This window comes from Nocardioides sp. OK12, from assembly GCF_024341885.1.
GTDB classification, from domain to species: Bacteria; Actinomycetota; Actinomycetes; order Propionibacteriales; family Nocardioidaceae; genus Nocardioides; species Nocardioides marinisabuli.
The window spans coordinates 15,700-37,471 of record NZ_BNET01000005.1 but is presented as its reverse complement, the minus strand read 5'-3'; the positions used below and the strand labels follow the sequence as shown (position 1 = coordinate 37,471).

The 21,772-nt window shown below is 73.6% G+C and carries 21 protein-coding genes; 12 read left to right on the top strand and 9 right to left on the bottom strand.

The window, feature by feature from the left end:
* The first annotated feature begins 44 nt into the window (after nt 1-44).
* From OCU29_RS13415 to OCU29_RS13385, 7 genes are all read left to right on the top strand, one after another.
* Nucleotides 45-1,031 (top strand): YafY family protein, encoded by a 987-nt coding sequence (locus OCU29_RS13415; RefSeq protein WP_261820317.1) that lies wholly within the window; start codon nt 45-47, stop codon nt 1,029-1,031.
* Complete coding sequence (locus tag OCU29_RS13410) at nt 1,028-2,044, top strand: YafY family protein (protein ID WP_261820316.1); 1,017 nt, start codon at nt 1,028-1,030, stop codon at nt 2,042-2,044. The genes OCU29_RS13415 and OCU29_RS13410 overlap by 4 nt, the downstream gene beginning before the upstream one ends.
* A gap of 73 nt (nt 2,045-2,117) precedes the next feature.
* Nucleotides 2,118-2,414 carry a Sec-independent protein translocase subunit TatA gene (gene tatA / locus OCU29_RS13405; RefSeq protein WP_179616553.1) on the top strand — a complete coding sequence of 99 codons (297 nt, stop codon included), beginning with the start codon at nt 2,118-2,120 and terminating at the stop codon, nt 2,412-2,414.
* A 46-nt stretch (nt 2,415-2,460) separates the two neighbouring features.
* Nucleotides 2,461-3,300 (top strand): twin-arginine translocase subunit TatC, encoded by an 840-nt coding sequence (gene tatC, locus OCU29_RS13400; RefSeq protein ID WP_258016974.1) that lies wholly within the window; start codon nt 2,461-2,463, stop codon nt 3,298-3,300.
* Complete coding sequence (locus tag OCU29_RS13395; RefSeq protein ID WP_179616552.1) at nt 3,297-3,734, top strand: hypothetical protein; 438 nt, start codon at nt 3,297-3,299, stop codon at nt 3,732-3,734. Before tatC ends, OCU29_RS13395 begins: the two co-directional genes overlap by 4 nt.
* A 2-nt stretch (nt 3,735-3,736) precedes the next feature.
* Nucleotides 3,737-4,618 (top strand): YegS/Rv2252/BmrU family lipid kinase, encoded by an 882-nt coding sequence (locus OCU29_RS13390; RefSeq protein ID WP_261820315.1) that lies wholly within the window; start codon nt 3,737-3,739, stop codon nt 4,616-4,618.
* 48 nt (nt 4,619-4,666) lie between these two features.
* Nucleotides 4,667-7,510: an RNA helicase gene (locus OCU29_RS13385; protein WP_261820314.1), complete on the top strand. Its 2,844-nt coding sequence runs from the start codon at nt 4,667-4,669 to the stop codon at nt 7,508-7,510.
* 21 nt (nt 7,511-7,531) lie between these two features.
* Here the strand turns inward: OCU29_RS13385 and OCU29_RS13380 are convergent, their stop codons facing one another.
* Entirely contained in the window at nt 7,532-8,440 is a 909-nt protein-coding gene (locus OCU29_RS13380) for a 5'-3' exonuclease (RefSeq protein ID WP_261820599.1), read from the bottom strand.
* Between the two features lie 101 nt (nt 8,441-8,541).
* Between OCU29_RS13380 and OCU29_RS13375 the strand changes: the two genes are divergently transcribed.
* Nucleotides 8,542-9,003: an Lrp/AsnC family transcriptional regulator gene (locus OCU29_RS13375; RefSeq protein ID WP_219633731.1), complete on the top strand. Its 462-nt coding sequence runs from the start codon at nt 8,542-8,544 to the stop codon at nt 9,001-9,003.
* Between the two features lie 47 nt (nt 9,004-9,050).
* Here OCU29_RS13375 and OCU29_RS13370 read toward each other — a convergent pair whose 3' ends face one another.
* From OCU29_RS13370 to OCU29_RS13350, 5 genes are all read right to left on the bottom strand, one after another.
* Entirely contained in the window at nt 9,051-10,517 is a 1,467-nt protein-coding gene (locus tag OCU29_RS13370) for a KamA family radical SAM protein (RefSeq protein ID WP_179616548.1), read from the bottom strand.
* Nucleotides 10,518-10,594: 77 nt separating this feature from the next.
* Nucleotides 10,595-11,233: a hypothetical protein gene (locus tag OCU29_RS13365; RefSeq protein ID WP_179616547.1), complete on the bottom strand. Its 639-nt coding sequence runs from the start codon at nt 11,231-11,233 to the stop codon at nt 10,595-10,597.
* Complete coding sequence (locus OCU29_RS13360; RefSeq protein ID WP_261820313.1) at nt 11,221-12,834, bottom strand: amidohydrolase; 1,614 nt, start codon at nt 12,832-12,834, stop codon at nt 11,221-11,223. Before OCU29_RS13360 ends, OCU29_RS13365 begins: the two co-directional genes overlap by 13 nt.
* Entirely contained in the window at nt 12,831-14,321 is a 1,491-nt protein-coding gene (locus tag OCU29_RS13355; RefSeq protein WP_261820312.1) for an AMP-binding protein, read from the bottom strand. Before OCU29_RS13355 ends, OCU29_RS13360 begins: the two co-directional genes overlap by 4 nt.
* Entirely contained in the window at nt 14,314-15,075 is a 762-nt protein-coding gene (locus OCU29_RS13350) for an enoyl-CoA hydratase/isomerase family protein (protein WP_261820311.1), read from the bottom strand. The genes OCU29_RS13355 and OCU29_RS13350 overlap by 8 nt, the downstream gene beginning before the upstream one ends.
* Before the next feature lie 73 nt (nt 15,076-15,148).
* Between OCU29_RS13350 and OCU29_RS13345 the strand changes: the two genes are divergently transcribed.
* The 4 genes from OCU29_RS13345 (at nt 15,149) to OCU29_RS13330 (ending at nt 19,092) form a co-directional block, all read left to right on the top strand.
* The gene (locus OCU29_RS13345) at nt 15,149-15,754 is read left to right on the top strand and encodes a TetR/AcrR family transcriptional regulator (RefSeq protein ID WP_261820310.1); all 606 of its coding nucleotides are present in this window, start codon (nt 15,149-15,151) and stop codon (nt 15,752-15,754) included.
* Nucleotides 15,755-16,115: 361 nt separating this feature from the next.
* Nucleotides 16,116-17,717: an apolipoprotein N-acyltransferase gene (gene lnt / locus OCU29_RS13340; RefSeq protein ID WP_261820309.1), complete on the top strand. Its 1,602-nt coding sequence runs from the start codon at nt 16,116-16,118 to the stop codon at nt 17,715-17,717.
* On the top strand, nt 17,714-18,553 hold the full coding sequence (locus tag OCU29_RS13335; RefSeq protein WP_261820308.1) for a polyprenol monophosphomannose synthase: 840 nt from the start codon (nt 17,714-17,716) through the stop codon (nt 18,551-18,553). The genes lnt and OCU29_RS13335 overlap by 4 nt, the downstream gene beginning before the upstream one ends.
* Nucleotides 18,550-19,092 carry an FxsA family protein gene (locus OCU29_RS13330; protein ID WP_179616542.1) on the top strand — a complete coding sequence of 181 codons (543 nt, stop codon included), beginning with the start codon at nt 18,550-18,552 and terminating at the stop codon, nt 19,090-19,092. Before OCU29_RS13335 ends, OCU29_RS13330 begins: the two co-directional genes overlap by 4 nt.
* A 12-nt stretch (nt 19,093-19,104) precedes the next feature.
* On the opposite strand, the gene OCU29_RS13325 is transcribed toward OCU29_RS13330, so the two are convergent.
* From OCU29_RS13325 to OCU29_RS13315, 3 genes are all read right to left on the bottom strand, one after another.
* A complete protein-coding gene (locus tag OCU29_RS13325; RefSeq protein WP_179616541.1) occupies nt 19,105-19,491 on the bottom strand; it encodes an RNA polymerase-binding protein RbpA in 387 nt (128 codons plus the stop codon).
* 123 nt (nt 19,492-19,614) lie between these two features.
* A complete protein-coding gene (locus OCU29_RS13320) occupies nt 19,615-21,000 on the bottom strand; it encodes an MFS transporter (RefSeq protein WP_179616540.1) in 1,386 nt (461 codons plus the stop codon).
* On the bottom strand, nt 20,990-21,772 hold the full coding sequence (locus OCU29_RS13315; RefSeq protein ID WP_179617505.1) for a glycerophosphodiester phosphodiesterase: 783 nt from the start codon (nt 21,770-21,772) through the stop codon (nt 20,990-20,992). The genes OCU29_RS13320 and OCU29_RS13315 overlap by 11 nt, the downstream gene beginning before the upstream one ends.

The window sequence follows — 21,772 nt, the reverse complement described above, 5'->3', positions numbered from 1 at the left end:
TCGGGGACCCAGCAGGCACGGACGAGAGCACGAGGAGGGGTGGCATGGCGGCGGTCCGCAAGAGCGAACGGTTGATGAACCTGCTCATCATGCTGCTCGTGCAGCGGCACTTCGTGCCCAAGCAGCGGATCCGCTCGATCCTCTACCCGGGCTCCACCGACGAGGCGTTCGAGAAGATGTTCGAGCGCGACAAGGAGGAGCTGCGCAGCCTCGGCGTCCCGATCGAGGTGGGCCACATGGACGCCTACTTCGACGACGAGCCCGGCTACCGCATCCAGCCCGAGCAGCTGGGGCTGCCCGCGATCGAGCTCGAGGCCGACGAGGCCGCCGTGATCGGCCTGGCGACCCGGGTCTGGCAGCACGCCCGGCTGGCCGAGGCCACCACCGACGCCGTGCGCAAGCTGACCGCGGCCGGTGTCGAGGTCGACGTGAGCGCCCTCGACATCGTCGAGCCCCGGCTCAGCGCCGACGAGCCCTCCTTCGACGTCTTCTGGGAGGCCACCCAGGAGCGGTGCGCGGTCGAGTTCGACTACCGCACCGCCTCCTCCACCGAGGTCACCACCCGGCACCTGCAGCCGTGGGGCGTGGCGCGCCACGCCGGGCGCTGGTACGTCGTGGGTCTCGACACCGACCGGGGCGAGGAGCGGGTCTTCCGGCTCTCGCGCGTGCAGGGCCAGGCCCGGCGCACCGGTCCGGCGGCGGCGTACGACGTGCCGCCGGGCACCGACCTGCAGGCCCTGACCCGCCGCCTGGCACCCACCCCGGCGCCCGAGCAGGCGGTGCTGCTGGTGCGCCGCGGCGCCGGCCACCTGCTGCGCCGCGGCGCGGAGAGCATCGAGACCGACGTCGTGGGGCCCGACGACGCCACCACCTGGGACCGCGTGGTGCTGACCCGCAGCGCGCTGGGCCTGGCCGACGAGGTGCTGGGCCACGGCAGCGCCGTGGTCGTCGAGGAGCCCACGAGCCTGCGCGCCGAGGTCGTCTCGCGGCTGCGCACGACCCTCGAGGCACGCGCGGGGGAGGCGTCGTGAGCGAGCCCACCGCCCGGCCCCCGGCCTCGGGCGCCAAGGACCAGGTCGCGCGCCTGCTGACCCTGGTCCCCTACCTGCACGCCCGCGAGTCGGTGCGGCTCGACGAGGCCGCCACGGCCCTGGGGGTCAGCCCCCAGCAGCTGCTCAAGGACCTCAAGGTCCTGCTCATGTGCGGGCTGCCGGGCGGCTACCCCGACGACCTGATCGACGTCGACCTCGACGCGCTCGAGGACCCGGGCGGCGACGGGGTCATCCGCATCTCCAACGCCGACTACCTCTCCCGCCCCATGCGGCTGACCCCCACGGAGGCCAGCGCCGTCGTGGTGGCGCTGCGCGCGCTGCGCAACGGGGCCAGCCCCGACACCCGCCAGGTCGTCGACCGGGCCCTGGCCAAGCTCGAGGCGGCCGCCGCCGAGGCGGTCTCGGCGCGCATCGACCCGGGCCGCGACGGTGCCGACGTCGACACCGCCCTGCTGGCCCGGCGCCTGCAGGAGGCCACCACGGCCGGCCGGCAGGTGCGCCTGACCTACTTCGTGCCCGCGCGCGACGAGGAGTCCGAGCGCGTGGTGGACCCGCGGGGCGTCGTGACCGGCCAGGGCTGGAGCTACCTCGACGCCTACTGCCACAGCGCCGAGGCGCCGCGGCTGTTCCGCCTCGACCGGATCAGCTCCGCCGAGGTCCTCGACTCCGCGACCACCACCGACCCCGAGCCGCCGCGGGACCTGTCCGAGGGGCTCTTCGCGCGCTCGAGCAGCACCACGGTGGCCACGCTGCGGCTCGCCGCCCCGGCGCGCTGGGTCGTCGACTACTACCCCGTCGAGGAGGTCCGCGCCCTGGGGGAGGGGCCCGACGCCGCCTGGGAGGTCGACCTCCTGGTCGCCGACGAGCGCTGGCTGACCCGGCTGCTGCTGCGCCTGGCCCCGCACGCCCGCCTGGTGCGCCCCGAAGAGTTCACCGACTCGTTCCTCGCCGAGGCAACCCGGACGCTCGGTCTCTACGAACAACTCACGTAGCATGAAGACGTTCGCGCCCGCCGGCCGAGCCGTCCGCGTGCGATGCCCAGACAACAGAAGGTAGTGAAGCTCCATGACCCCCATGATCGGAATGCCCCAGGGTGCTGAGTGGCTGGTCATCCTGGCCATCGTCATCATCGTGTTCGGTGCCGCCAAGCTGCCTGAGCTCGCCCGTGGCACGGGTCAGGCGCTGCGCATCTTCAAGTCCGAGACCAAGGGTCTGCGCGACGACGACAAGGACGACGACGCCAAGGACGCGCAGGCCACGGTGACCCCGGACCCCACGCCCACCGAGCTGCCGCCGGCCCGCACCACCGAGGCCGCGCCCGAGGGCAGCACCTCGCCCTCCGCCGACAAGCACCACGGCTGAGCAGCCGGACCCACCCAGCGCCGCCGCCTGATACGCCCCTGCCCTCGTGTCGACCATCTCCGGGATCGCCAAGCTCTTCATCGGCAAGCCGATGCACCCTGTCGGAGCCGACGGGCGGATGGCGCTGTCGGACCACCTGCGCGAGCTGCGGGCCAGGGTCCTCAAGGTCGCCCTGACCCTGGTCCTGGCCGTCGCGGTCGCGCTGTTCTTCTTCGACCAGCTCTTCGACCTGGTGCTCGGGCCCTACAACAGCGCCCGGGAGAAGCTCGGTGACGAGGTCACCTTCCCCTCGACCAGCGGCGCGGGCGGCGGTCTGCTGCTCTACCTCAAGCTCTGCGGCTTCGCCGCGCTGGTGGCCACCAGCCCCGTGTGGCTCTACCAGATCTGGGCGTTCATCCTGCCGGGCCTGCACCCCCACGAGCGCAAGTGGACGCGGGTCTTCGCCGCCATCGCCGGGCCGCTGTTCCTCGGCGGCATCATGCTCGGCTACCTCACGCTGCCCAAGGGCCTGGAGATCCTGATCGGCTTCAACCCCGAGGGCATCGTCAACATCGTCGAGTTCTCGGAGTACCTGCAGTTCTTCACCCGCACCCTGCTGGTCTTCGGCATCGCCTTCGAGATCCCGGTCTTCGTGGTGCTGCTCAACCTCGCCGGCGTCGTCTCCGGCGCCAGCCTCGGCAAGCACCGGCCCTGGGTGGTCATCGGCATCTTCATCTTCGCCGCCGTCGCGACGCCCTCGGCCGACCCCTTCACCATGACCTTCATGGCGGTGCCGATGGTGCTGCTGTTCTTCGTCGCCGAGATCATCGCCCGCTTCAACGACCGCCGTCGTGCCAAGCGCAAGATCAACGCCGGGCTCTCGCCCGACGAGGCCTCGCCCCTGTGAGCGCCCCCGACCACGCGCCCGGCGCGCTGAGCGAGGTCGACCCCTTCGACCTGCCCGAGTGGCTCGGCGAGCACGACGTCACCTGGAGCGCGGGGTCCGGGCTGCGCACCGGTCACCGGGTCAGCGGCCTGCTGGCGGGCGACGGGGAGCAGGAGCAGCACCCCTGCGACCTGCTGGCCGTGGACGAGGCCTACCCGCGCCCGGTCCTCGACGACCAGTCCCGCTCCCGGGCCCACCTCGCCTGGCGCCACGGCCAGGTGCTGCTGCTGGCCGACGAGGTCTCACCGCTGACCCTGGCGGTGCCCGGCACCGCCGTCGACGCCGACCTGGCCCTCGACGCGCTCAGCCGCCTCGCCAAGGCCGTCGGCGCCTCGCCGGAGCACTACTCGGTGCTGCTGCGCATCGGCCGCGACGCCGGCCCCGGACGCGGCTGAGCATGCGCGAGGTCGCGCTGCTGACCAACCCCACCGCGGGCCGGGGACGTGGCGCCCGGGCCCGGGCCGCCGCGCTGCCGCGGCTGCGGGCCGCCGGGCTGTCGGTGCGCGACCTGCAGGGCCGCGACGCAGCGGAGGCCGCCGACCTGGCGGCCGAGGCGGTGGCCGCCGGGGTCGAGGCGCTCGTCGTCGTCGGTGGCGACGGGCTGGTGCACCTGGCCACGCAGGTGCTCGCCGGCACCCGCACCCCGCTGGGACTGGTGCCCGCCGGCACCGGCAACGACGTCGCCCGCTACCTCGACCTGCCCCGACGCGACCCCGCGCAGGCCGCCGACCGCGTCGCAGCGGCGGTCCTGGGCGGGCGCAGCCACCCGGTCGACCTGGCCCGCAGCGGCTCGCGCTGGTTCGTCACGGTGCTGTGCGCCGGCTTCGACGCGGTGGTCAACGAGCGGGCCAACACGATGACCTGGCCCCGCGGCCAGATGCGCTACAACCTGGCCACGGTCTCCGAGCTGCGCACCTTCACCCCGCTGCCGTACGTGCTCGAGCTCGACGGCACCACGGTCGAGCTCGAGGCGATGATGGTCTCGGTCGGCAACGGGCCCTCCTTCGGCGGGGGCCTGCGCATCACCGAGGGCGCCCTGCTCGACGACGGGCTGCTGGACGTGGTGGTGATCCGGCCGATGAGCAAGCCGGCACTGGTGCGCACCTATCCCCGGTTGTTCTCCGGCACCGTCGCCTCCCACCCCGCCTACGAGCACCACCGGGTGCGCCGGGTGCGGGTCAGCGCGCCCGGGATCGTGGCGTACGCCGACGGCGAGCGCTTCGGTGCGCTGCCGCTGGAGATCGAGGCCGTGCCGGCCGCGCTGCACGTGCTGGGCTGACGGGGCGGGCTGACGGTCGGGTTCGCGGCCTCACGTAGGTTGGGGGCCATGACGACCGACGAGCTGTCCCCGTCGGAGCGGTACGCGCAGTTCCGGCGTACCCGCGAGCACCCGGTGCTCAAGGACTTCCGGGACCTCTACTCCTTCCCCCTCGACGAGTTCCAGGTGCAGGCCTGCCGCGAGATCGAGGAGGGGCGCGGCGTGCTGGTGGCCGCCCCGACCGGCTCGGGCAAGACGATCGTGGGGGAGTTCGCCATCCACCTGGCTCTGGCCACGGGGCGCAAGGCGTTCTACACCACCCCGATCAAGGCGCTGTCGAACCAGAAGTACCACGACCTGGTCGACCGCTACGGCGCCGACCAGGTGGGCCTGCTGACCGGTGACAACACCGTCAACGGCGAGGCACCGGTCGTGGTGATGACCACCGAGGTGCTGCGCAACATGCTCTACGCGAGCTCCTCGACCCTGATGGGCCTGGGCTTCGTGGTGATGGACGAGGTGCACTACCTCGCCGACCGCTCCCGCGGCGCGGTCTGGGAGGAGGTCATCATCCACCTGCCCGAGTCGGTGGCGCTGGTCTCGCTGTCCGCGACCGTCTCGAACGCCGAGGAGTTCGGCGAGTGGCTCGAGACCGTGCGCGGCGAGACGACGACCATCGTGGAGGAGAAGCGCCCGGTGCCGCTGTTCCAGCACGTGATGGTCGGGCGTCGTCTGCTCGACCTCTTCGCCTCCTCCGACGTCGACGCCGCCGCCGGCTTCGTCAAGGAGGGTGCCCCGGTCAACGACGACCTCCTCAAGGTCGCCCGCGACGACTGGGCCGCCTCGCGGCTCAAGGACCGCCGCTCGCCGCGCGGGCGCTCCCAGCCGGGGCGCAAGGGCCCGGCCCAGGGCGCGACGCAGGTCGGCAACGGGCGCAAGGTCTGGATCCCCAGCCGTGCCGACGTCATCGACCGCCTCGACCGCGAGGGCCTGCTGCCCGCCATCGTGTTCATCTTCAGCCGCGTCGGCTGCGACGCGGCGGTCACCCAGTGCCTCAACGCGGGGATCCGGCTGACCAAGCCGGAGGAGCGCGACGAGATCTTCGCCTACGTCGAGAACGCCTGCTCGCACCTGTCGGCCGAGGACCTGCACGTCCTGGGCTACCACGACTTCCTCGACGGCCTCACCCGCGGCGTCGCCGCCCACCACGCCGGGATGCTGCCGGCCTTCAAGCAGTGCGTCGAGGAGCTCTACGAGCGCGGCCTGTGCAAGGTCGTCTTCGCCACCGAGACCCTCGCGCTGGGCATCAACATGCCCGCGCGCACCGTCGTCATCGAGAAGCTCTCGAAGTGGAACGGCGAGACGCACGCCGACATCACCCCCGGCGAGTACACCCAGCTGACCGGTCGCGCCGGTCGCCGCGGCCTCGACACCGAGGGACACGGGGTCGTGCTGTGGCAGCCCGGCATGAACCCGCGCGAGCTGGCGGGGCTGGCCTCGACGCGCACCTACCCGCTCCGCTCGTCGTTCCGCCCGTCGTACAACATGGCCGTCAACCTGGTCCACCAGTTCGGGCGGCACACCGCGCGCGAGCTGCTGGAGCAGTCCTTCGCGCAGTTCCAGGCCGACAAGGCCGTCGTCGGGCTCGCCCGCCAGCTGCGCAAGAGCGAGGACGCGCTCGAGGGCTACGCCGAGGCCGCGCAGTGCCACCTCGGCGACTTCATGGAGTACGCCGGGCTGCGCCGCCGCATCAGCGACGTCGAGAAGGGCGCCAGCAAGGCCCGCCGTGACGACCGGCGCGCCGAGGCGATCGAGTCGCTGCGGCTGCTCAAGCCCGGCGACGTGATCGAGGTGCCCACCGGCAAGTTCGCCGGGTACGCCGTCGTGGTCGACCCGGGCTGGTCGCCCGAGGGGCCGCGGCCGCTGGTCGTGACCCTGGAGAAGCAGTCGCGCCGCCTGGCGATGATCGACTTCCCCGAGCCGGTCCAGGCCCTGACCCGGCTGAAGATCTCGCGCTCCTTCAACGCCCGCAACCCGCAGATGCGCCGCGACCTCGCCGCCCAGCTGCGGATGCGCACGCGCGACCTGCCGCCGCGTCACCTGCGCCAGGGCCCCAAGGGCGCCAAGGCGGCGGGTCGGGCGCACAGCGGGGAGCCCAGCGCCTGGGAGAGCGAGGTCTCCGAGCTGCGCCGGCGGCTCAAGACCCACCCCTGCCACGAGTGCCCCGACCGCGAGGACCACTCGCGCTGGGCCGAGCGGCACTTCAAGCTCGAGCGCGACGCCCGCACCCTCGAGCGGCGCGTCGAGCAGCGCACCAACACCGTGGCCCGCCAGTTCGACCGGGTCTGCGAGGTGCTGACCGCGCTGGGCTACCTCAGCGACGAGGGCGCCGACGCGGTGGTCACCGAGCAGGGCATGCACCTGCGCCGGCTCTACTCCGACATGGACCTGGTCGCGGCGGAGTCGCTGCGCCTGGGCGTGTGGGACAGCCTGACTCCGTCGGGGCTGGCGGCCGCGCTGTCGACGCTGGTCTTCGAGGCCCGGCGCCCCGACGACGCCTCGTCGCCGCGGGTGCCCGGCGGGGCCACCAAGGAGGCCATCGGCTCGATGATCCGGCTGTGGGGGGACCTCGACCGGCTCGAGAAGGAGCACAAGCTCGACTACCTGCGCCAGCCCGACCTGGGCTTCGCCTGGATCGCCTACCGCTGGTGCGAGGGCGACGACCTCGACGACGTCCTCGGGGAGAGCGAGCTGGCCGCCGGCGACTTCGTGCGCTGGATGAAGCAGCTCCTCGACCTCGCCGGCCAGGTCGCCGACGCCGCCGGTGACTCGCCGGTGCGGCGTACCGCCCGGGAGGCCATCGGCTCGATGCGCCGCGGCGTCGTGGCCTACTCCGGCGTCACCGAGGAGTAGCCGGCTCGGCCCGGGTGGCGGTCAGAGGGTGGCCAGCACCGCGTTCAGGCGCTCGACGGGGCTCTCCAGACCCCACCGGGCCGCCAGCTCGGCGAGCCGGTCGGGGTCGGCGGGGGAGCGGGGCAGTGCGAAGCCGGTGCGGTCGAGGTCGAGGGTGCGCCGCACGGCGACGACCTCGGGCGCCACGGCCAGGTAGTCGGCCGCCGCCTTGATCTTGGCCCGCGGCCCCGGGCCCATCCCCGAGTCCGGGTCCTCGGCGGCGGCGATGATGCCGGCCATGTCGCCGTGGCGGGCCAGCAGCGTCGCGGCGGTCTTTTCGCCGACCCCCTTGACCCCGGGCAGGCCGTCGGAGGCGTCGCCGCGCATGGTCGAGAAATCGGCGTACTGCCCAGCGTCGACGTCGTACTTGGCGCGCACCCACGCGTTGTCGACCCGCTCGTGCCTGCCCACCCCGCGCGCGATGTAGAGCACCCGCACGTCGGCCTCGTCGTCGACGAGCTGGAACAGGTCACGGTCGCCGGTCACGATGTCGACCGGCTGGCCGGCACCGGTGGCGAGGGTGCCGATCACGTCGTCGGCCTCGGCCTCGGGGGCGCCGACGACCTTGATGCCGTAGGCGGCCAGCACGTCGCGGATGATCGGGATCTGCACCTGGAGCGGGTCCGGCACCTCCTCGACGTCGGGAGAGGTCTCGACCTCCTCCTCGACCCGGTGCGCCTTGTAGGTCGGCACCAGGTCGACGCGCCACTGCGGGCGCCAGTCGTCGTCCCAGCAGCAGACCAGGTCGCTGGGCTGGTACTCGTCGACCAGGCGGGTGATGAAGTCCAGGAGCCCGCGCACGGCGTTGACCGGCGTGGTGCCGTCGGGGGCGAGGATCTCGGGCACCCCGAAGAAGGCACGGAAGTACATCGAGGCGGTGTCGAGGAGCATCAGGCGGCCGGGCTGCTGGGTCACCCGCGCAGTCTTGCAGGGCCGGCGGCCGGACGCAGCCGCGGGACGAGGTCTAGGCTGACGCCGTGAACCAGCCTGCCGTGGAGCCCACCGACCGCAAGATCTTGTCGTTGCTGGCCCGCGACGGCCGGATGTCCTTCACCGACCTGGGCAGGGCGACCGGCCTGTCGACCTCCGCGGTGCACCAGCGGGTCAAGCGGCTCGAGCAGCGCGACCTGATCCAGGGCTACGGCGCGACCATCAACCATGCCGAGATCGGCGTGCCGCTGGCCGCGTTCATCTCCATCCGCCCCATCGACCCCTCGCAGCCCGACGACTGCGCCGCGCGCCTGGAGCACATCGAGGAGATCGAGTCGTGCTGGTCGGTGGCGGGGGAGGAGTCCTACGTGCTGCTGGTGCGCTGCACCTCCCCGGCGGCGCTGGAGGACCTGCTGGCCCGGGTGCGGGCGGCCGCGAACGTCTCGACCCGCACCACCATCGTGCTGACGACGTACTACGAGAACCGCCCGGTCACCGGGACCGTCGAGGACGAGCCGGGCTGAGCCCGGCCCGTCCCACGCGGCCACCAGGCCTGATCACCAGGCCTTGATCACCAGGCCTGCAGCGCCGCCGTACGACGCGACGCCTCGGCCACCTCGGCGGCCTTGAGCGCCGACTCGTCGAGACGGCCGTGCTCGGCCCACCAGCGCTGGCCGGCCTCGGGCAGCGTGTGGATCGGGTCGTAGTACTCGTAGGTGCGCGAGAGCGCCTGGGCGTCGTCGGCCTCGATGGAGGTGCGGTAGTTCTTGGTCCAGTAGGAGATGCCGCGCTCGGTGTCGTAGTCGGCGAGCTGGTGCACCCAGCGCTTGCCGACGAACGGGACGTCGCAGACGATGCGCGGCGTCGCGAAGCCCGGCAGGTAGCCCATGATGTGGTGCTGGAGGCGCTGGGCGTCGGCGACCGAGACCCGCCAGTGCTCCGAGAACGGGATCATGTCGCACATGTAGAAGTAGTAGGGCATGATCTGCGCGCCGTCGAGCAGCGAGAAGCACAGGTCGAGCAGCGCGTGCGGGTCGGCGTTCACGCCGTTGAGCAGCACGCCCTGGTTGCGCACGTCGCGCACACCGGCGTCGAGCATCGCGCGCGAGGCCTCGGCCACCAGCGGGGTGACGGACTGGGCGTGGTTGGCGTGGGTGTGGATGGCCAGGGACACCCCGCGGGCGCGGGCCGTCCCGGCCACCCGGCTCATCCCCTCGACCACGTCGGGCTGCAGCCAGTGCTGGGGCAGGCCGACCAGGGCCTTGGTGGCCAGGCGGATGTCGCGCACGTTCTCGATCTCCAGCACCGAGGTCAGGAAGGCCTCGAGGCGGGGCCACGGCATGTTCGCCACGTCGCCGCCGGAGACCACCACGTCGCGCACCGACGGCGTGCGGCGCAGGTAGTCGAGCATGTCCCCGATCCGGTCGTTCGGCTTGCCGGCGAACTTCAGCTTCTCGATCGTCGGGGTGGAGTTGCCGACCAGGTCCATGCGCGTGCAGTGCCCGCAGTACTGCGGGCAGGTCGGGAGCAGCTCGGCGAGCACCTTGGTGGGGTAGCGGTGGGTCAGGCCCTCGGTGGCCCACATGTCGTGCTCGTGCAACGAGTCGCGGGTGGCGTGGGGGTGCGAGGCCCAGTCGGTGCGGCGGTCGGAGAAGACCGGCAGCATGTAGTGGCGCACCGGGTCGGCGTAGAACGCCTCGGTGAGCGACCCCGGGCCCGCCGGCTCCACGTGCGGCACCATCGTGTTCATCATCTGCGGCGGCACCAGCATCGACATGGTCGCGCGCTCGGCCTGGTCGCGCTCGAGGTCGGCGTAGAACCGCTCGTCGACGAGGTCGCCCATCAGCTCGCGCAGCTGGCGCACGTTCTTGACGCAGTGCGCGCGCTGCCACTGCACCGAGGCCCACTCCTCCGCGGTGACGTCGCGCCACCCGGGGAAGCGGGTCCAGTCGGGCTCGACCAGCTCGGCGCGCCGGTAGGGGTAGGGCTGCCCGGTGGCGTCCTCGACCAGGGACGCGATGGAGGTCTCGATGCTCATGGGAGCAACGATGCCAGAAGGATCTGCGGCCTGTCGAACGAAACGCCGGAAGATCTTTCGTCGACCTCCGTCGACCCTCAGGGCAGCGCGCTCGCCTCCAGGGTCCGTCGTACGACGGGGTGGTCGCCGGCCAGCCCGTAGCGGTGCTCGTAGGCCACCCGCACGATGTCGGCCACCGGCGGACGCACCCAGGCACCCAGCGTGCGGCACATCAGCCGCATCGGGGGGGCGTGGCCGGCCAGGTCGCCGTCGTGCGGGGGCCGGTAGTCGACGACCGGCAGGAGCTCGCCGGCGTTGCGCTCGTAGAAGCGGATGCGCCGCCGGTGCTCCTCGACGTGCTCGGCGTCCAGGCCGGGCTCGTCGGGGTCCTCGACGTCCCACACGAGCAGCGCACCGCCCTCGCGGGCCAGCAGCGTGGCCAGCTGGTCGAGCATCGCCGAGCCCGTGCCGCCGCCGCGCGCGCCCACCGCGTAGTAGCGCAGGAACGTCCAGCCGGTCGTGCCCAGCGCGCGCACCACCGCCAGGCCCTCGGGCCGGCCGTCGGGGTCCAGGCGCACCAGCAGCCGGTCGGCCAACAGGTCGCCGAAGGGTACCCGCAGGTCGGCCGGGAACGCCTCGTCGTAGATCTCTCGCACCAGCGCCAGCTGGTCGGCCGCCAGTGCGGCGGCCTCCACCAGTGGGTGGTCCTCCTGGGTCTGCATGATCATGCTTCCCACACCACCTCTCCTCCCAGGACGGTACGCAGGACGGTGAGGTCGCGGATCACCCGGGGGGACACCGTCGCGGGGTCGTCGTCGAGGACGGCCAGGTCGGCCAGCTTCCCCGGCGCGATCGTGCCCCGGTCGTGCTCCTGGTGCGAGGCGTGCGCCGAGCCCAGCGTGTAGGCCGTGAGGGCCTCCAGGCCGGTGATCGCCTCCTCGGGACCGCACTCGCGGCCCGAGTCGGTGCGCCGGTTGACCATGTCGTGGATGCCCAGCAGGGGAGTGCCGTCGACCACGGGCCGGTCGGAGCTGCCCGGCGCCACGATCCCCGCGTCGAGCAGCGAGCGGTAGCGGTAGATCCAGGAGGCGCGCTCGGCCCCGAGCGCGCGCAGCATGCCGTCGCCGATCTCACCCACGAACCGGCCCTGCGGCACCGGCACCACCCCCAGGGCGGCGGCCCGGGCGACCTGGTCCGGCCGCGAGACCCCGAAGTGCTCGATGCGGTGCCGCACGTCGGGCCGCGGCCAGCGCCGCTGCGCCTCCTCGTAGGCGTCGAGCACCAGGTCGATGGCCGCGTCGCCGATCGCGTGCGCGGCCACCCGCCAGCCCGAGCGGTGCGCGCCCAGGATCCGATCGCGCAGCGCGTCGGCGTCGTCCTGCAGGTAGCCCTTCTCGCCCGGTGTGTCGGCGAACTCGTCGGTGAGCGCGCAGGTGTGCCCGATCAGCGAGCCGTCCGAGAAGATCTTCACCGGTCCCAGCCGGAGCCGGTCGTCGCCCAGCCCGGTGCGGATGCCCAGGTCGAGGCCCAGGCCCAGGTCGTCGTCGGCGTGCCCCTCCAGCGGGCGCAGGGCGTCGGCAGCCACCATCAGCTCGACCCGCAGCGGCAGCCGCCCCTGCGCGCGCGCCTCCTGGTAGGCCGCCACCTCCACCGGGCTGCGGCCGATCCAGCCCCCGCCCACGCCGGCCTCGACCACCGAGGTCAGCCCCTGGCTCAGGTAGACCTGCCCGGCCCGCTCGATCGCGTCGACCAGCCGGGCCACCGGGTAGGGCAGCACCAGGTCGTTGACCAGGTGCTGGGCCTGCTCCTGCAGCAGCCCGGTGGGCCGCCCAGCGGCGTCGACGACGACCCGCCCGCCCGGCACCTCGACGGCGGCCTCCGAGAGCCCCAGATCGGCCAGCAGGGCGCTGTTGACCACGCACATGTGACCGGAGGTGTGGCGCAGCCACACCCGCCGCCCTCCGGCGGCGCGGTCGAGGGCGTCGCGCTCGGGGTGGGCGCCGAGCTTGTTCTCGTCGTAGCCCGCGCCCACGACCCACGCGTCGGGCGGGAGGTCGCGCGCCCGCTCGGCCACGGCGTCGTACAGGGCCTCGAGGGAGGGCAGGCGCAGGTCGAGCTCGGCGAGGGACTGCCCGAACCAGGCCATGTGGTTGTGGGCGTCGTGGAAGCCCGGCACGACGACGGCACCGTCGAGGTCGAGGACCCGGTGGGCCGCGACGTCGTCGTCGACCGCGACGACCCGGTCGCGCCAGATCGCGACGCTGCGGGCCACCCGGTCGCGACCGGGGCCCTCGAGGGTGCGCACCCGGGCGTTGGTCAGCAGCAGGTCGGCCTTCACCGGGAGCCTCCCCGGGGTGCCGGCGCGGCGGTGCGGGCCGCCTCGGCGCGCAGCACCGCCTTCTCGACGCGGTGGGAGGCCGTCAGCGGCAGCTCCTCGCGCAGCGCCCAGCGGCTGGGCACCTTGAAGGGCGCCAGCCGCTCCTCGCACCAGCGCGCCAGCTCGTGCTCGTCGGCGCCGGGAGCGACGACGAAGGCCATCACCTCCTCGCCGCGCACGTCGTCGGGCACGCCCACCACCCCGGCCAGGCGCACGGCCGGGTGCGCGAGCAGCACCTCCTCGACCTCGACCGCGGCGATGTTCTCGCCGCTGCGGCGAATCATGTCCTTGAGCCGGCCGGTCAGGTAGACGCGTCCGTGGTCGTCGAGGCGGGCCAGGTCGCCGGTGGGGAACCAGCCCTCGGCGTCGAAGGGGGAGTCGAGGCCGAGGTAGCCCAGCATCATCCCGGGCCCGCGCAGCCACAGCTGGCCCTGCTCGTCGAGGCGCACCTCGCGGTGCGCGGCCGGCCGGCCCAGGCACCCGGTGCCGACGAGGGCGGCGTGCTCCTCGGCGCCGACGCGGATGTCGGCCCCGGTCTCGGTCATCCCGAATGCCTCGTACCAGCCGACGCCCCAGCGCGCCTCGAGCTGGGCGTGCAGGGCGGGCGGGATCGCCGAGCACTGCACCGCGCGCACCCGGTGGTCGCGCTCGTGCGGGTCGGGCGGCATCCGCAGCAGCAGGGTCGGCATCGAGGCCAGGCAGTAGAAGTAGGTGACGTCGTGCTCGCGCACCTTCGCCCAGAAGGTCGAGGGGTGGAAGCCGTCGAGCACCACCAGGTGCGCCCCGGCCATCAGTGCCGCCGCCACGTTCCACTGCGGGTCGACGTAGTGGAAGGGCTGGGCGGTGAGCATCACGTCGTCGGGGCCGAGGTGGGGGAACTCCGTGACCATCGAACCGCCGAGGGTGGTCCAGTAGCGGTGCGTGAGCAGGCAGCCCTTGGGCCGGCCCGTGGTGCCGGAGGTGTACTGCACGTTGACCACCGCGTCGGGGTCGACGCGGCCGGCGATCGACGACGGCGCCGGGTCGCGGGGCGCCTGCAGGTCGGCCGGCGAGAGCACCTCGACGCCGCCGGTCAGGTCGACGGCGCTGCGCACCAGGTCGTGGTGCTCCTCGGCGGCGACGACCAGCCGGGCACCGGAGTCGGCGAGCACGTGCCCCAGGTCGTCGTGGCGGTAGCGCACGTTGAGCGGCACGCTGGCGGCCCCGAGCCGCTGCAGCGCGAGCCACAGCAACGGCGAGTCGGCGCTGTTGCCGGTCATCACGCCCACCCGGTCGCCCGCGACCACGCCGCGGGCGGCGAGGGCGGCGGCGTACGCCGCACTGGCCCCGGCCACCTCGGCGAAGGACCAGGTGGTGCGGTCGTCGGCGCCCAGGTCGAAGGTCCACGCCGGCCGGTCGGGGTGCCGGCCGGCTGCTTCGTCGAGGTGCTCGACCAGCGTCTCAGCCACGGCCGAACCCCTCGCGCGGCGCCTCGCCCTCGCCCGAGAGCGAGGTGAGCACGGCGTGCTCGACCTCGCGGCCCATCGCCTCCTCCATCGTGGAGTCGAGACCGCCGTCGAGCACCTTCTTGGCCAGCGAGAGCGCGAGGGCGGGGCGCTGGGCCATCCGCCGCGCCAGGTCGAGCGCGACCTCCTCGTGGGTGCCGGCCGGCACCGCGCGAGCCACCAGGCCCATCGCGGCGGCCTCGGTGCCCGAGACCCGCTCGCCCAGCAGCAGCAGCTCCTTGGCCCGCGCCCAGCCGACCAGCACCGGCAGCAGCCGGGAGACCCCACCGGTGACCGAGAGGCCCACCGAGACCTCGGGGAACCCGAAGGCGGCGTCCTCGGCGGCGACCACCACGTCGCAGGCCAGCGCGAACTCGCACCCGGCCCCCAGCGCGTAGCCGTGCACCGCGGCGACCACCGGGCCGGGGAAGCGGCGCACCAGGCGGGTGACGTCTTGGATCTCCTCCAGCCGCTCGCGCGTCTGCAGCGGCGTCTCGGTCGGGGGCTCGGCCTTGAGGTCGTGGCCGGCGCAGAAGGCGCGCCCCCGCCCGGCCAGCACCACCGCGCGCGCCCCCTCGGCGAGCGCGAGCTCGAGCGCGGCCGCGAGGCCCCGGGTCAGCGCCTCGTCGACGGCGTTGAGCCGCTCGGGGCGGTTGAGGTGGATGGTGGCCACGCCCTGGCCCGCGGCACTGTCGTGGTGGTACTCGACCGGCTGCACCGGCGTCCTCCCTGCTCCGGGGCCACGCGGGGCGTGGCCGTTCGATCGATCGATCGACCGATAGCATAGGCCCATGACCCCCACCGGCGAGCGCGTGCGCCGCGCGGCGCTCGAGCTCTTCGCCGAGCGCGGCTTCCACGGCACCGGCATCCGCCAGCTGGCCGAGCACGCGGGGCTGTCCAGCGCCACGCTCTACCACTACATGGGCACCAAGGAGGACCTGCTGGTCGAGCTGATGCGCGCCAGCCTCGAGCGGCTCGTCGCGGCCGCCGACGACGTCCTCGCCCACCACACCGGCGCGACGGCGCGGTTGGGCGCCCTGGTGCGCCTGCACGTCACCAGCCACGCCGAGCGTCCGCTCGAGACCCGGGTGGTCGACGACGAGGTGCACGCGCTGTCGCCCGAGCGCCGCCGCGAGGTGGTCGCCCTGCGGGACCGCTACGAGGGCGCCTGGCAGCAGGTCATCGACCAGGGGCTGGCCACCGGCGCGTTCTCCGTGGAGTCCGCCGCGGTCGTGCGGCGGGCGCTGCTGGAGATGTGCAGCGGCGTCGCCCGCTGGTTCGACCCGGCCGGGCCGGTCGCCCTCCCCGACCTCGCCGACCAGTACGCCGTGCTGGCGCTGCGGCTGCTCGGCGCCGACGCCCGGCGTGTCGGGGGCGACACGCCGCCACCGGTCTAGATTTCCCGGCACTTTCGGCGTCGGAGCACACCCGTGCTGACCTGCGGTTTTAATCGTCTGTGCAGGTCAGCGGCTTCTTGACACTCCTCGGCGCCCCGGGCCAGTGTGAGCCGTCCGCTCGTGCAGGTCGTGGCGAGCGGACCGACGTCCGAGTGGCCGTGTCGGAGGGTGGGGTGCCAAACACCTGTCCGACACTGTTCGCGGAGGTCGGTCCGCCCCGCGGGAGCGGGCGCGGGAGGATCCCCAGCCCCCTAGACAACAGCCCGCCACGGCAGCCGGTCGTGCACCGGGCTGGACCGAAGGCGCCGGCGGATCCTCCCGCCCCTCTGCACCCCGTCGGCCCGCCCCGTAGCCTGGGCCCGTGCCCCAGCGCCTGGTCCTCGCCCTGCTCGCCGGCGTGCTCCTGGCGATGGCCTACGAGCCGTTCGCCGTGCCCGTCCTCGTCCCGGTGCTGGTGCCGCTGGCGGTCGCCGCGCACACGCTGCTGACCCGCGGCCTGGGCCTGCGCCGTGCCTTCGCCGTCGGCCTGGCCTTCGGGGTCGGGTTCTACTACGTGCACATCTACTGGATGACCACCGTCGCCCTGGCCGCCTGGCTCGGGCTCTCGGCCGTCCAGGCGCTCTTCTACGGCCTGCTCGGCAGCGCCGTGGCGCTGCTGACCCGGCTGCCGGCGTGGCCGCTGTGGGTCGGCACCGCATGGGTCTCCATGGAGGTGTGGCGCAGCGGCTGGCCCTTCAGCGGGATGCCCTGGGGCCGACTGGGCTTCGCCGTGGTCGACACCCCGGTCGCCGCCACGCTGCCGTACGTCGGCATGGCCGGGGTCACCTTCCTGCTCGCGCTCGCCGGCGCGGCCCTAGCCGCGGTGCTGGTCTCGCCCGGCCGCACGCGCCTGGTCGCGCTGGGCACGCTGGCGGCGGTCGTCGCGGCGGTCGGCGTGGCGGTGGCGCTGCCCTGGAGCAGCCCGGCCACCGGCTCGGTGACGGTGGCGGTGGTCCAGGGCGACGTGCCCGGACCCGGCAACGACATCCTCTACGACTTCCGCCAGGTCACCGAGAACCACGTGCAGGCCACGGTCGACCTCGCCGACGACGTCGCCGCGGGGCGTGCCCCGGCGCCCGACTTCGTCGTGTGGCCCGAGAACTCGACGGCCACCGACCCGTTCCGCGACGCCGGCACGAACGCCGGCATCCTGCGGGCCACCGAGGCCATCGGCGTGCCGGTCCTGGTCGGTGCCCTGGTCGACGGGCCTCCGGGGGCGGTGCTCAACCAGGGCATCGTGTGGGACCCGGTGACGGGGGCGGGGGAGCGCTACACCAAGCGCCACCCGGTCGCCTACGGCGAGTTCATCCCGTTCCGCGGCACCCCCCTCGAGCTGGCCTTCGGCGACCTGGCCCGCATCCAGCGCGACATGCTGGTCGGCACCGGCAAGGAGCCGTTGAGCATCGCCGGCACCGAGGTCGCCGGGGCGATCTGCTTCGACGTCGCCTACGAGGACGCGATCTACGACCAGGTCGGCCGCGGCGCCGAGCTGCTCACGGTGCAGACCTCCAACGCCACCTTCATCTTCTCCGACCAGGTCGACCAGCAGTTCGCGATGACCCGGCTGCGCGCCCTGGAGACCGGCCGCGCCACGGTCGTGGCCTCCACCAACGGCGTCACCGGCGTGATCGACGCCGACGGCGGGGTCGTCGCGACCGCCGTCATCCAGGAGACCGAGGTGCTGGTCGAGGAGCTGGCGCTGCACGAGGGGCTCACCCCGGCGGTGCGGATGGACCGGCTCCCGTGGCAGGTCGCGGTGGGTCTGACGCTCCTGGCCCTGACCGCCTCCCTGCTCCCGTACAGTCGCGCGCGCCGGACCCGCCGCCTGCGACGCAGCGCGGCCGGGGACGGTCGACCCACCCACGACGGCGGCGCCACCCCGCCGCCACGACGAGGAGCCGACGCGATGGCGGAGCAGCCGTGAGCCGCGCCGAGACCGGGGCCCGTGTGGTCATGGTCGTGCCGACCTACGACGAGGCCGAGAACCTGGCCTGGGTGGTGGGGCGGCTGCACGCGGCACAGCCCGGCATCGACGTGCTCGTCGTCGACGACGGCTCGCCCGACGGCACCGGCCGCATCGCCGACGAGCTCGCCGCGGCGGACCCGCGCGTCGGCGTGCTGCACCGCACCGCCAAGGAGGGGCTGGGCGCTGCCTACCGGGCCGGCTTTGCCCGAGCCCTCGAGGAGGGCTACGAGGTCATCGGGGAGATGGACGCCGACGGCTCCCACCAGCCCGAGCAGCTGCACCGGCTGCTGGAGGCGCTCGACGACCCCGCCGCTCCCGCCGACCTCGTGATCGGGTCGCGCTGGGTGCCGGGCGGCTCGGTGGTGAACTGGCCGCGACGCCGCGAGGCGCTCTCGCGCGGCGGCAACCTCTACGTGCGGGCCCTGCTCGGGGTGCAGGTGCGCGACGCGACGGCCGGCTACCGGCTCTTCCGCCGCTCCACCCTCGAGCGGATCGACCTCGCCTCGGTGCGCTCGACCGGCTACGTCTTCCAGACCGACCTGGTCGTGCGCACGCTGCGCGCCGGGATGCTGGTGCGCGAGGTGCCCATCGAGTTCGTCGAGCGGGTGCGCGGTGACTCGAAGATGAGCGGCGCGGTCGCCGTCGAGTCGCTGAAGCGGATCACCGCCTGGGGCCTCACCGAGCGCCGCGAGCAGGCGCTCCGGCTGCTGCGCCGCCGCCCGACCCCGCAGAGCAGCACCACCACCACCCACGGCACCCACGGCACGCACGGCACCCACGGAGGATCCCGATGAGCCACCCCGCAGCAGGCCCGCGTCGACGAGGAGGGCTGGGCTGGGTGCTGCTCGTGCTCTTCGTCGGGCTCCCGCTGCTCGAGCTCTACATGGTCATCCAGGTCGGCCAGGTCATCGGCGCGGGCTGGACCATCCTGCTGCTGGTGCTCGACAGCGTCGTCGGCGCGGTCGTCGTACGACGCGAGGGCGCGCGGGCCTGGCGGGCCCTGACCGACACGCTGGCGCGCGGCGGCGTCCCGGCCAAGGAGCTGGCCGACGGGGGACTGGTGCTGGTCGGCGGCACGCTGCTGCTGACCCCGGGCTTCGTCACCGACGCGCTCGGCCTGCTGCTCGTGCTGCCGGTGACCCGCCCGCTCTTCCGCGGGCTGCTGACCCGGGCGGTGGCCGCGCGGCTGGTGCCGGTCGGGTTCCCCCGCCCCGGCAGCCGCCCCGGCAGCGGGCACGGCACCCACCCCGGAGACGCACGACGCCCCGGACCGGGCTCGGGGCCGGTGGTCCGGGGCGACGTGGTGGACGGGTCCGAGGACCCCTCCGACTAGCTCACAGCCGGCTCAGGTGCGCGCGGCGCGCTTCTTCGCGTTCGCCTTGTGCAGGTGGGCGGGGCCGATCTGGCCGCCGCGCAGCAGGTCGAGGCGCTCCTTGAGGATCTCCTCGAGCTCCTTCTCCGAGCGGCGCTCCAGCAGCATGTCCCAGTGCGTGCGCACGGGCTTCTCCGCCTTCACCTCGCGCTCGATCCCCGAGGTGCTCTCGGCCTCGGCGCCGCAGCGGGGGCACTCCCACACCGCCGGGACCTCGGCCTCGACCGACATCGTGATCTCGAACTCGTGCGCCTGCGGGCAGCGGTAGCCCACCTGCTGGCGCGCCGCGAACTCGATGCCGCGTTCGTCCTCGAAGCTCTGGCCTCCGAGCCGTGCTCCTCGTAGCGTGCGCTCTGCCATGAGGCACCTCCAGTCCTGTCGTCCTCGTGCGCTCGCAGTCGCGCTCTCGAAGTGTTCAACGGTAGCGAGGACGCAAAGATTCCGGCAATCGCCGCGGGGGGTGAGACCCCGTGACGAGCGCCGCTAGGAGGGCTGCACGAGCGCGGAGTCCTCGCGCACGCCCGAGCGCACCGGCAGCAGCAGGAGCAGGCCCACCAGCAGCACCAGCAGGATGCCCAGGATCCCCCAGTACTGCGCGTCGTCGTTGTCGGTGACCCCGGTCACGGCGGCGCCGACCGCGATCGAGATCGACCAGGCCGCCGGGGCCAGGAAGCTCACTGCCCGCCCGGTGGTGGCGTAGAGGCCGAACACCTGGCCCTCGTGGCCCTCGGGGATCAGCCGGGCCAGGAAGGTGCGCGAGGCGCTCTGGGCGGGGCCGACGAAGACCGCGAGCAGCAGCCCGAAGGTCCAGAAGATGGTGCTGCCGCCGGCGTTGAGGGCGAAGACCGCCAGCCCCGCGCCGATCATGCAGACCAGCGAGAAGACGATGACGCGCTTGGGCCCGATCCGGTCGTCGAGCACCCCGAAGCCGATGGTGGCCAGCCCGGCCACCACGTTGGCGGCGACGCCGAAGATGATCACGCCGCCGGCCGAGAAGCCGAAGGTGCCGGCCGCGAGCACGCCGCCGAAGGTGAACACGCCCGCCAGGCCGTCGCGGAAGACCGCCGAGGCCAGCAGGAAGCGCACGGTGTTGCGGTCGGTGCGCCACAGGTCGCCGACCATCGCGAAGAGGTGGCGGTAGGAGGCCACGATGCCCACCCGCGGGCCGCGCGGGGTGCGCTGCGCCTTGTCGTCGCGCAGGGTGATGAGCACCGGCAGCGAGAAGACCAGGGTCCACACGGCGCACACGAGCATGGTGACCCGCACGTCCATGCCGTTCTCGCTGGTGATCCCGAAGAGCCCGACGTCGGGGCTGATCAGGCCGAAGTAGACGACGAGCAGCAGCACGATGCCGCCGATGTAGCCGAGCCCCCAGCCGAGCCCCGAGACCCGGCCGATGGTGCTGGCCGTCGAGATCTCGTTGAGCATCGCGTTGTAGTTGACCGAGGCGAACTCGAAGAAGATGTTGCCGCTGGCCAGCAGCACCAGGCCGAGCCAGAGGTACTCCTCGGAGGGCTCGACCAGGAACAGCGCGGCCGAGACCGCCACCACCAGCATGGTGTTGACCGCCAGCCAGAAGCCGCGGCGCCCCGAGCGGTCGGCGCGCTGGCCGGTGATCGGGGCGAAGAGCGCGACCAGCAGCCCGGCCCCGGCCAGTGCCCAGCCCAGGTTGGTGTCGGCGTCGGGCCCGAAGGAGTCGGAGGTGATGTAGACGCTGAAGACGAACGTGGTGATGACGGCGTTGAAGGCCGCCGACCCCCAGTCCCACAGCCCCCACGCGTAGACCGGCCAGCCGAAGCGGGGCCGCCCTCCCGACGGGGGACGGGCCCCCGCGGCGGGCGTCGTGGACGCGGTGCTCTCAGACGTCATCTCGGGTTCCCTCCCATTGGCCGCGCTCGGTGAGCACGGCGCGCAGCACGTCGGTGCGGTCGGTGAAGAGACCGTCCACGCCCAGCTCGAGGAGGTGCTGCATCTCCGCGGGCTCGTCGATCGTCCACACGTGCACGTGGGTGCCGGCCGCGTGCGCGCGGCGCACGAGGCCGGGCGTCACCACGCGCACCGAGCGCCCGCGCACGACCGGCAGCCGGCGCCGGTGCGGGACCTGGAGCGCCGCGACCCGGCCGCGGGTCAGGGCGCGGGCGAGCCGGGCGCTGGGCAGCAGCCGGAAGGCCAGCACCTCCCACGGGTGGGCCGAGGTCGGCACCCGGCCCCGGGTCAGCCGGCGGAAGGTGGCGAGCCGGCGCGGCGAGAAGGAGCCGACCAGCACCCGGTCCCAGGCGTCGTGCGCCGAGACGAAGTCGGCCAGCGCCGCGACCGCGCCCTCGGACTTGATGTCGATGTTGAAGCGCGCGTGCTCGAAGCGCTCGAAGAGCTCGGCGAGCGTCGGCACCTGCTCGCGACCACCCACGCTGGCCTCGCGCACCTGCTCCAGGGTCAGGTCGGCGATCGCGCCGCTGCGGTCGGTGACCCGGTCGAGCACGCTGTCGTGGAAGGCCAGCAGCACCCCGTCCCGGGTGACGTGGACGTCGGTCTCGAGGTAGGCGTAGCCCAGCGCCACCGCGTGCTCGAAGGCCGCGACGGTGTTCTCCAGCCCCTCGATCTCGGGGTGGAAGGCACCGCCGCGGTGCGCGAGCGCGAGCAC

What these genes read in the sequence shown, in the direction of transcription:
- OCU29_RS13415 (WP_261820317.1), top strand. Translation starts at nt 45, where the DNA reads ATGGCGGCGGTCCGCAAGAGCGAACGGTTGATGAACCTGCTCATCATG.
- tatA (WP_179616553.1), top strand. Translation starts at nt 2,118, where the DNA reads ATGACCCCCATGATCGGAATGCCCCAGGGTGCTGAGTGGCTGGTCATC.
- OCU29_RS13390 (WP_261820315.1), top strand. Translation starts at nt 3,737, where the DNA reads ATGCGCGAGGTCGCGCTGCTGACCAACCCCACCGCGGGCCGGGGACGT.
- OCU29_RS13385 (WP_261820314.1), top strand. Translation starts at nt 4,667, where the DNA reads ATGACGACCGACGAGCTGTCCCCGTCGGAGCGGTACGCGCAGTTCCGG.
- OCU29_RS13380 (WP_261820599.1), bottom strand. Translation starts at nt 8,440, where the DNA reads ATGCTCCTCGACACCGCCTCGATGTACTTCCGTGCCTTCTTCGGGGTG.
- OCU29_RS13370 (WP_179616548.1), bottom strand. Translation starts at nt 10,517, where the DNA reads ATGAGCATCGAGACCTCCATCGCGTCCCTGGTCGAGGACGCCACCGGG.
- OCU29_RS13345 (WP_261820310.1), top strand. Translation starts at nt 15,149, where the DNA reads ATGACCCCCACCGGCGAGCGCGTGCGCCGCGCGGCGCTCGAGCTCTTC.
- OCU29_RS13330 (WP_179616542.1), top strand. Translation starts at nt 18,550, where the DNA reads ATGAGCCACCCCGCAGCAGGCCCGCGTCGACGAGGAGGGCTGGGCTGG.
- OCU29_RS13325 (WP_179616541.1), bottom strand. Translation starts at nt 19,491, where the DNA reads ATGGCAGAGCGCACGCTACGAGGAGCACGGCTCGGAGGCCAGAGCTTC.
- OCU29_RS13320 (WP_179616540.1), bottom strand. Translation starts at nt 21,000, where the DNA reads ATGACGTCTGAGAGCACCGCGTCCACGACGCCCGCCGCGGGGGCCCGT.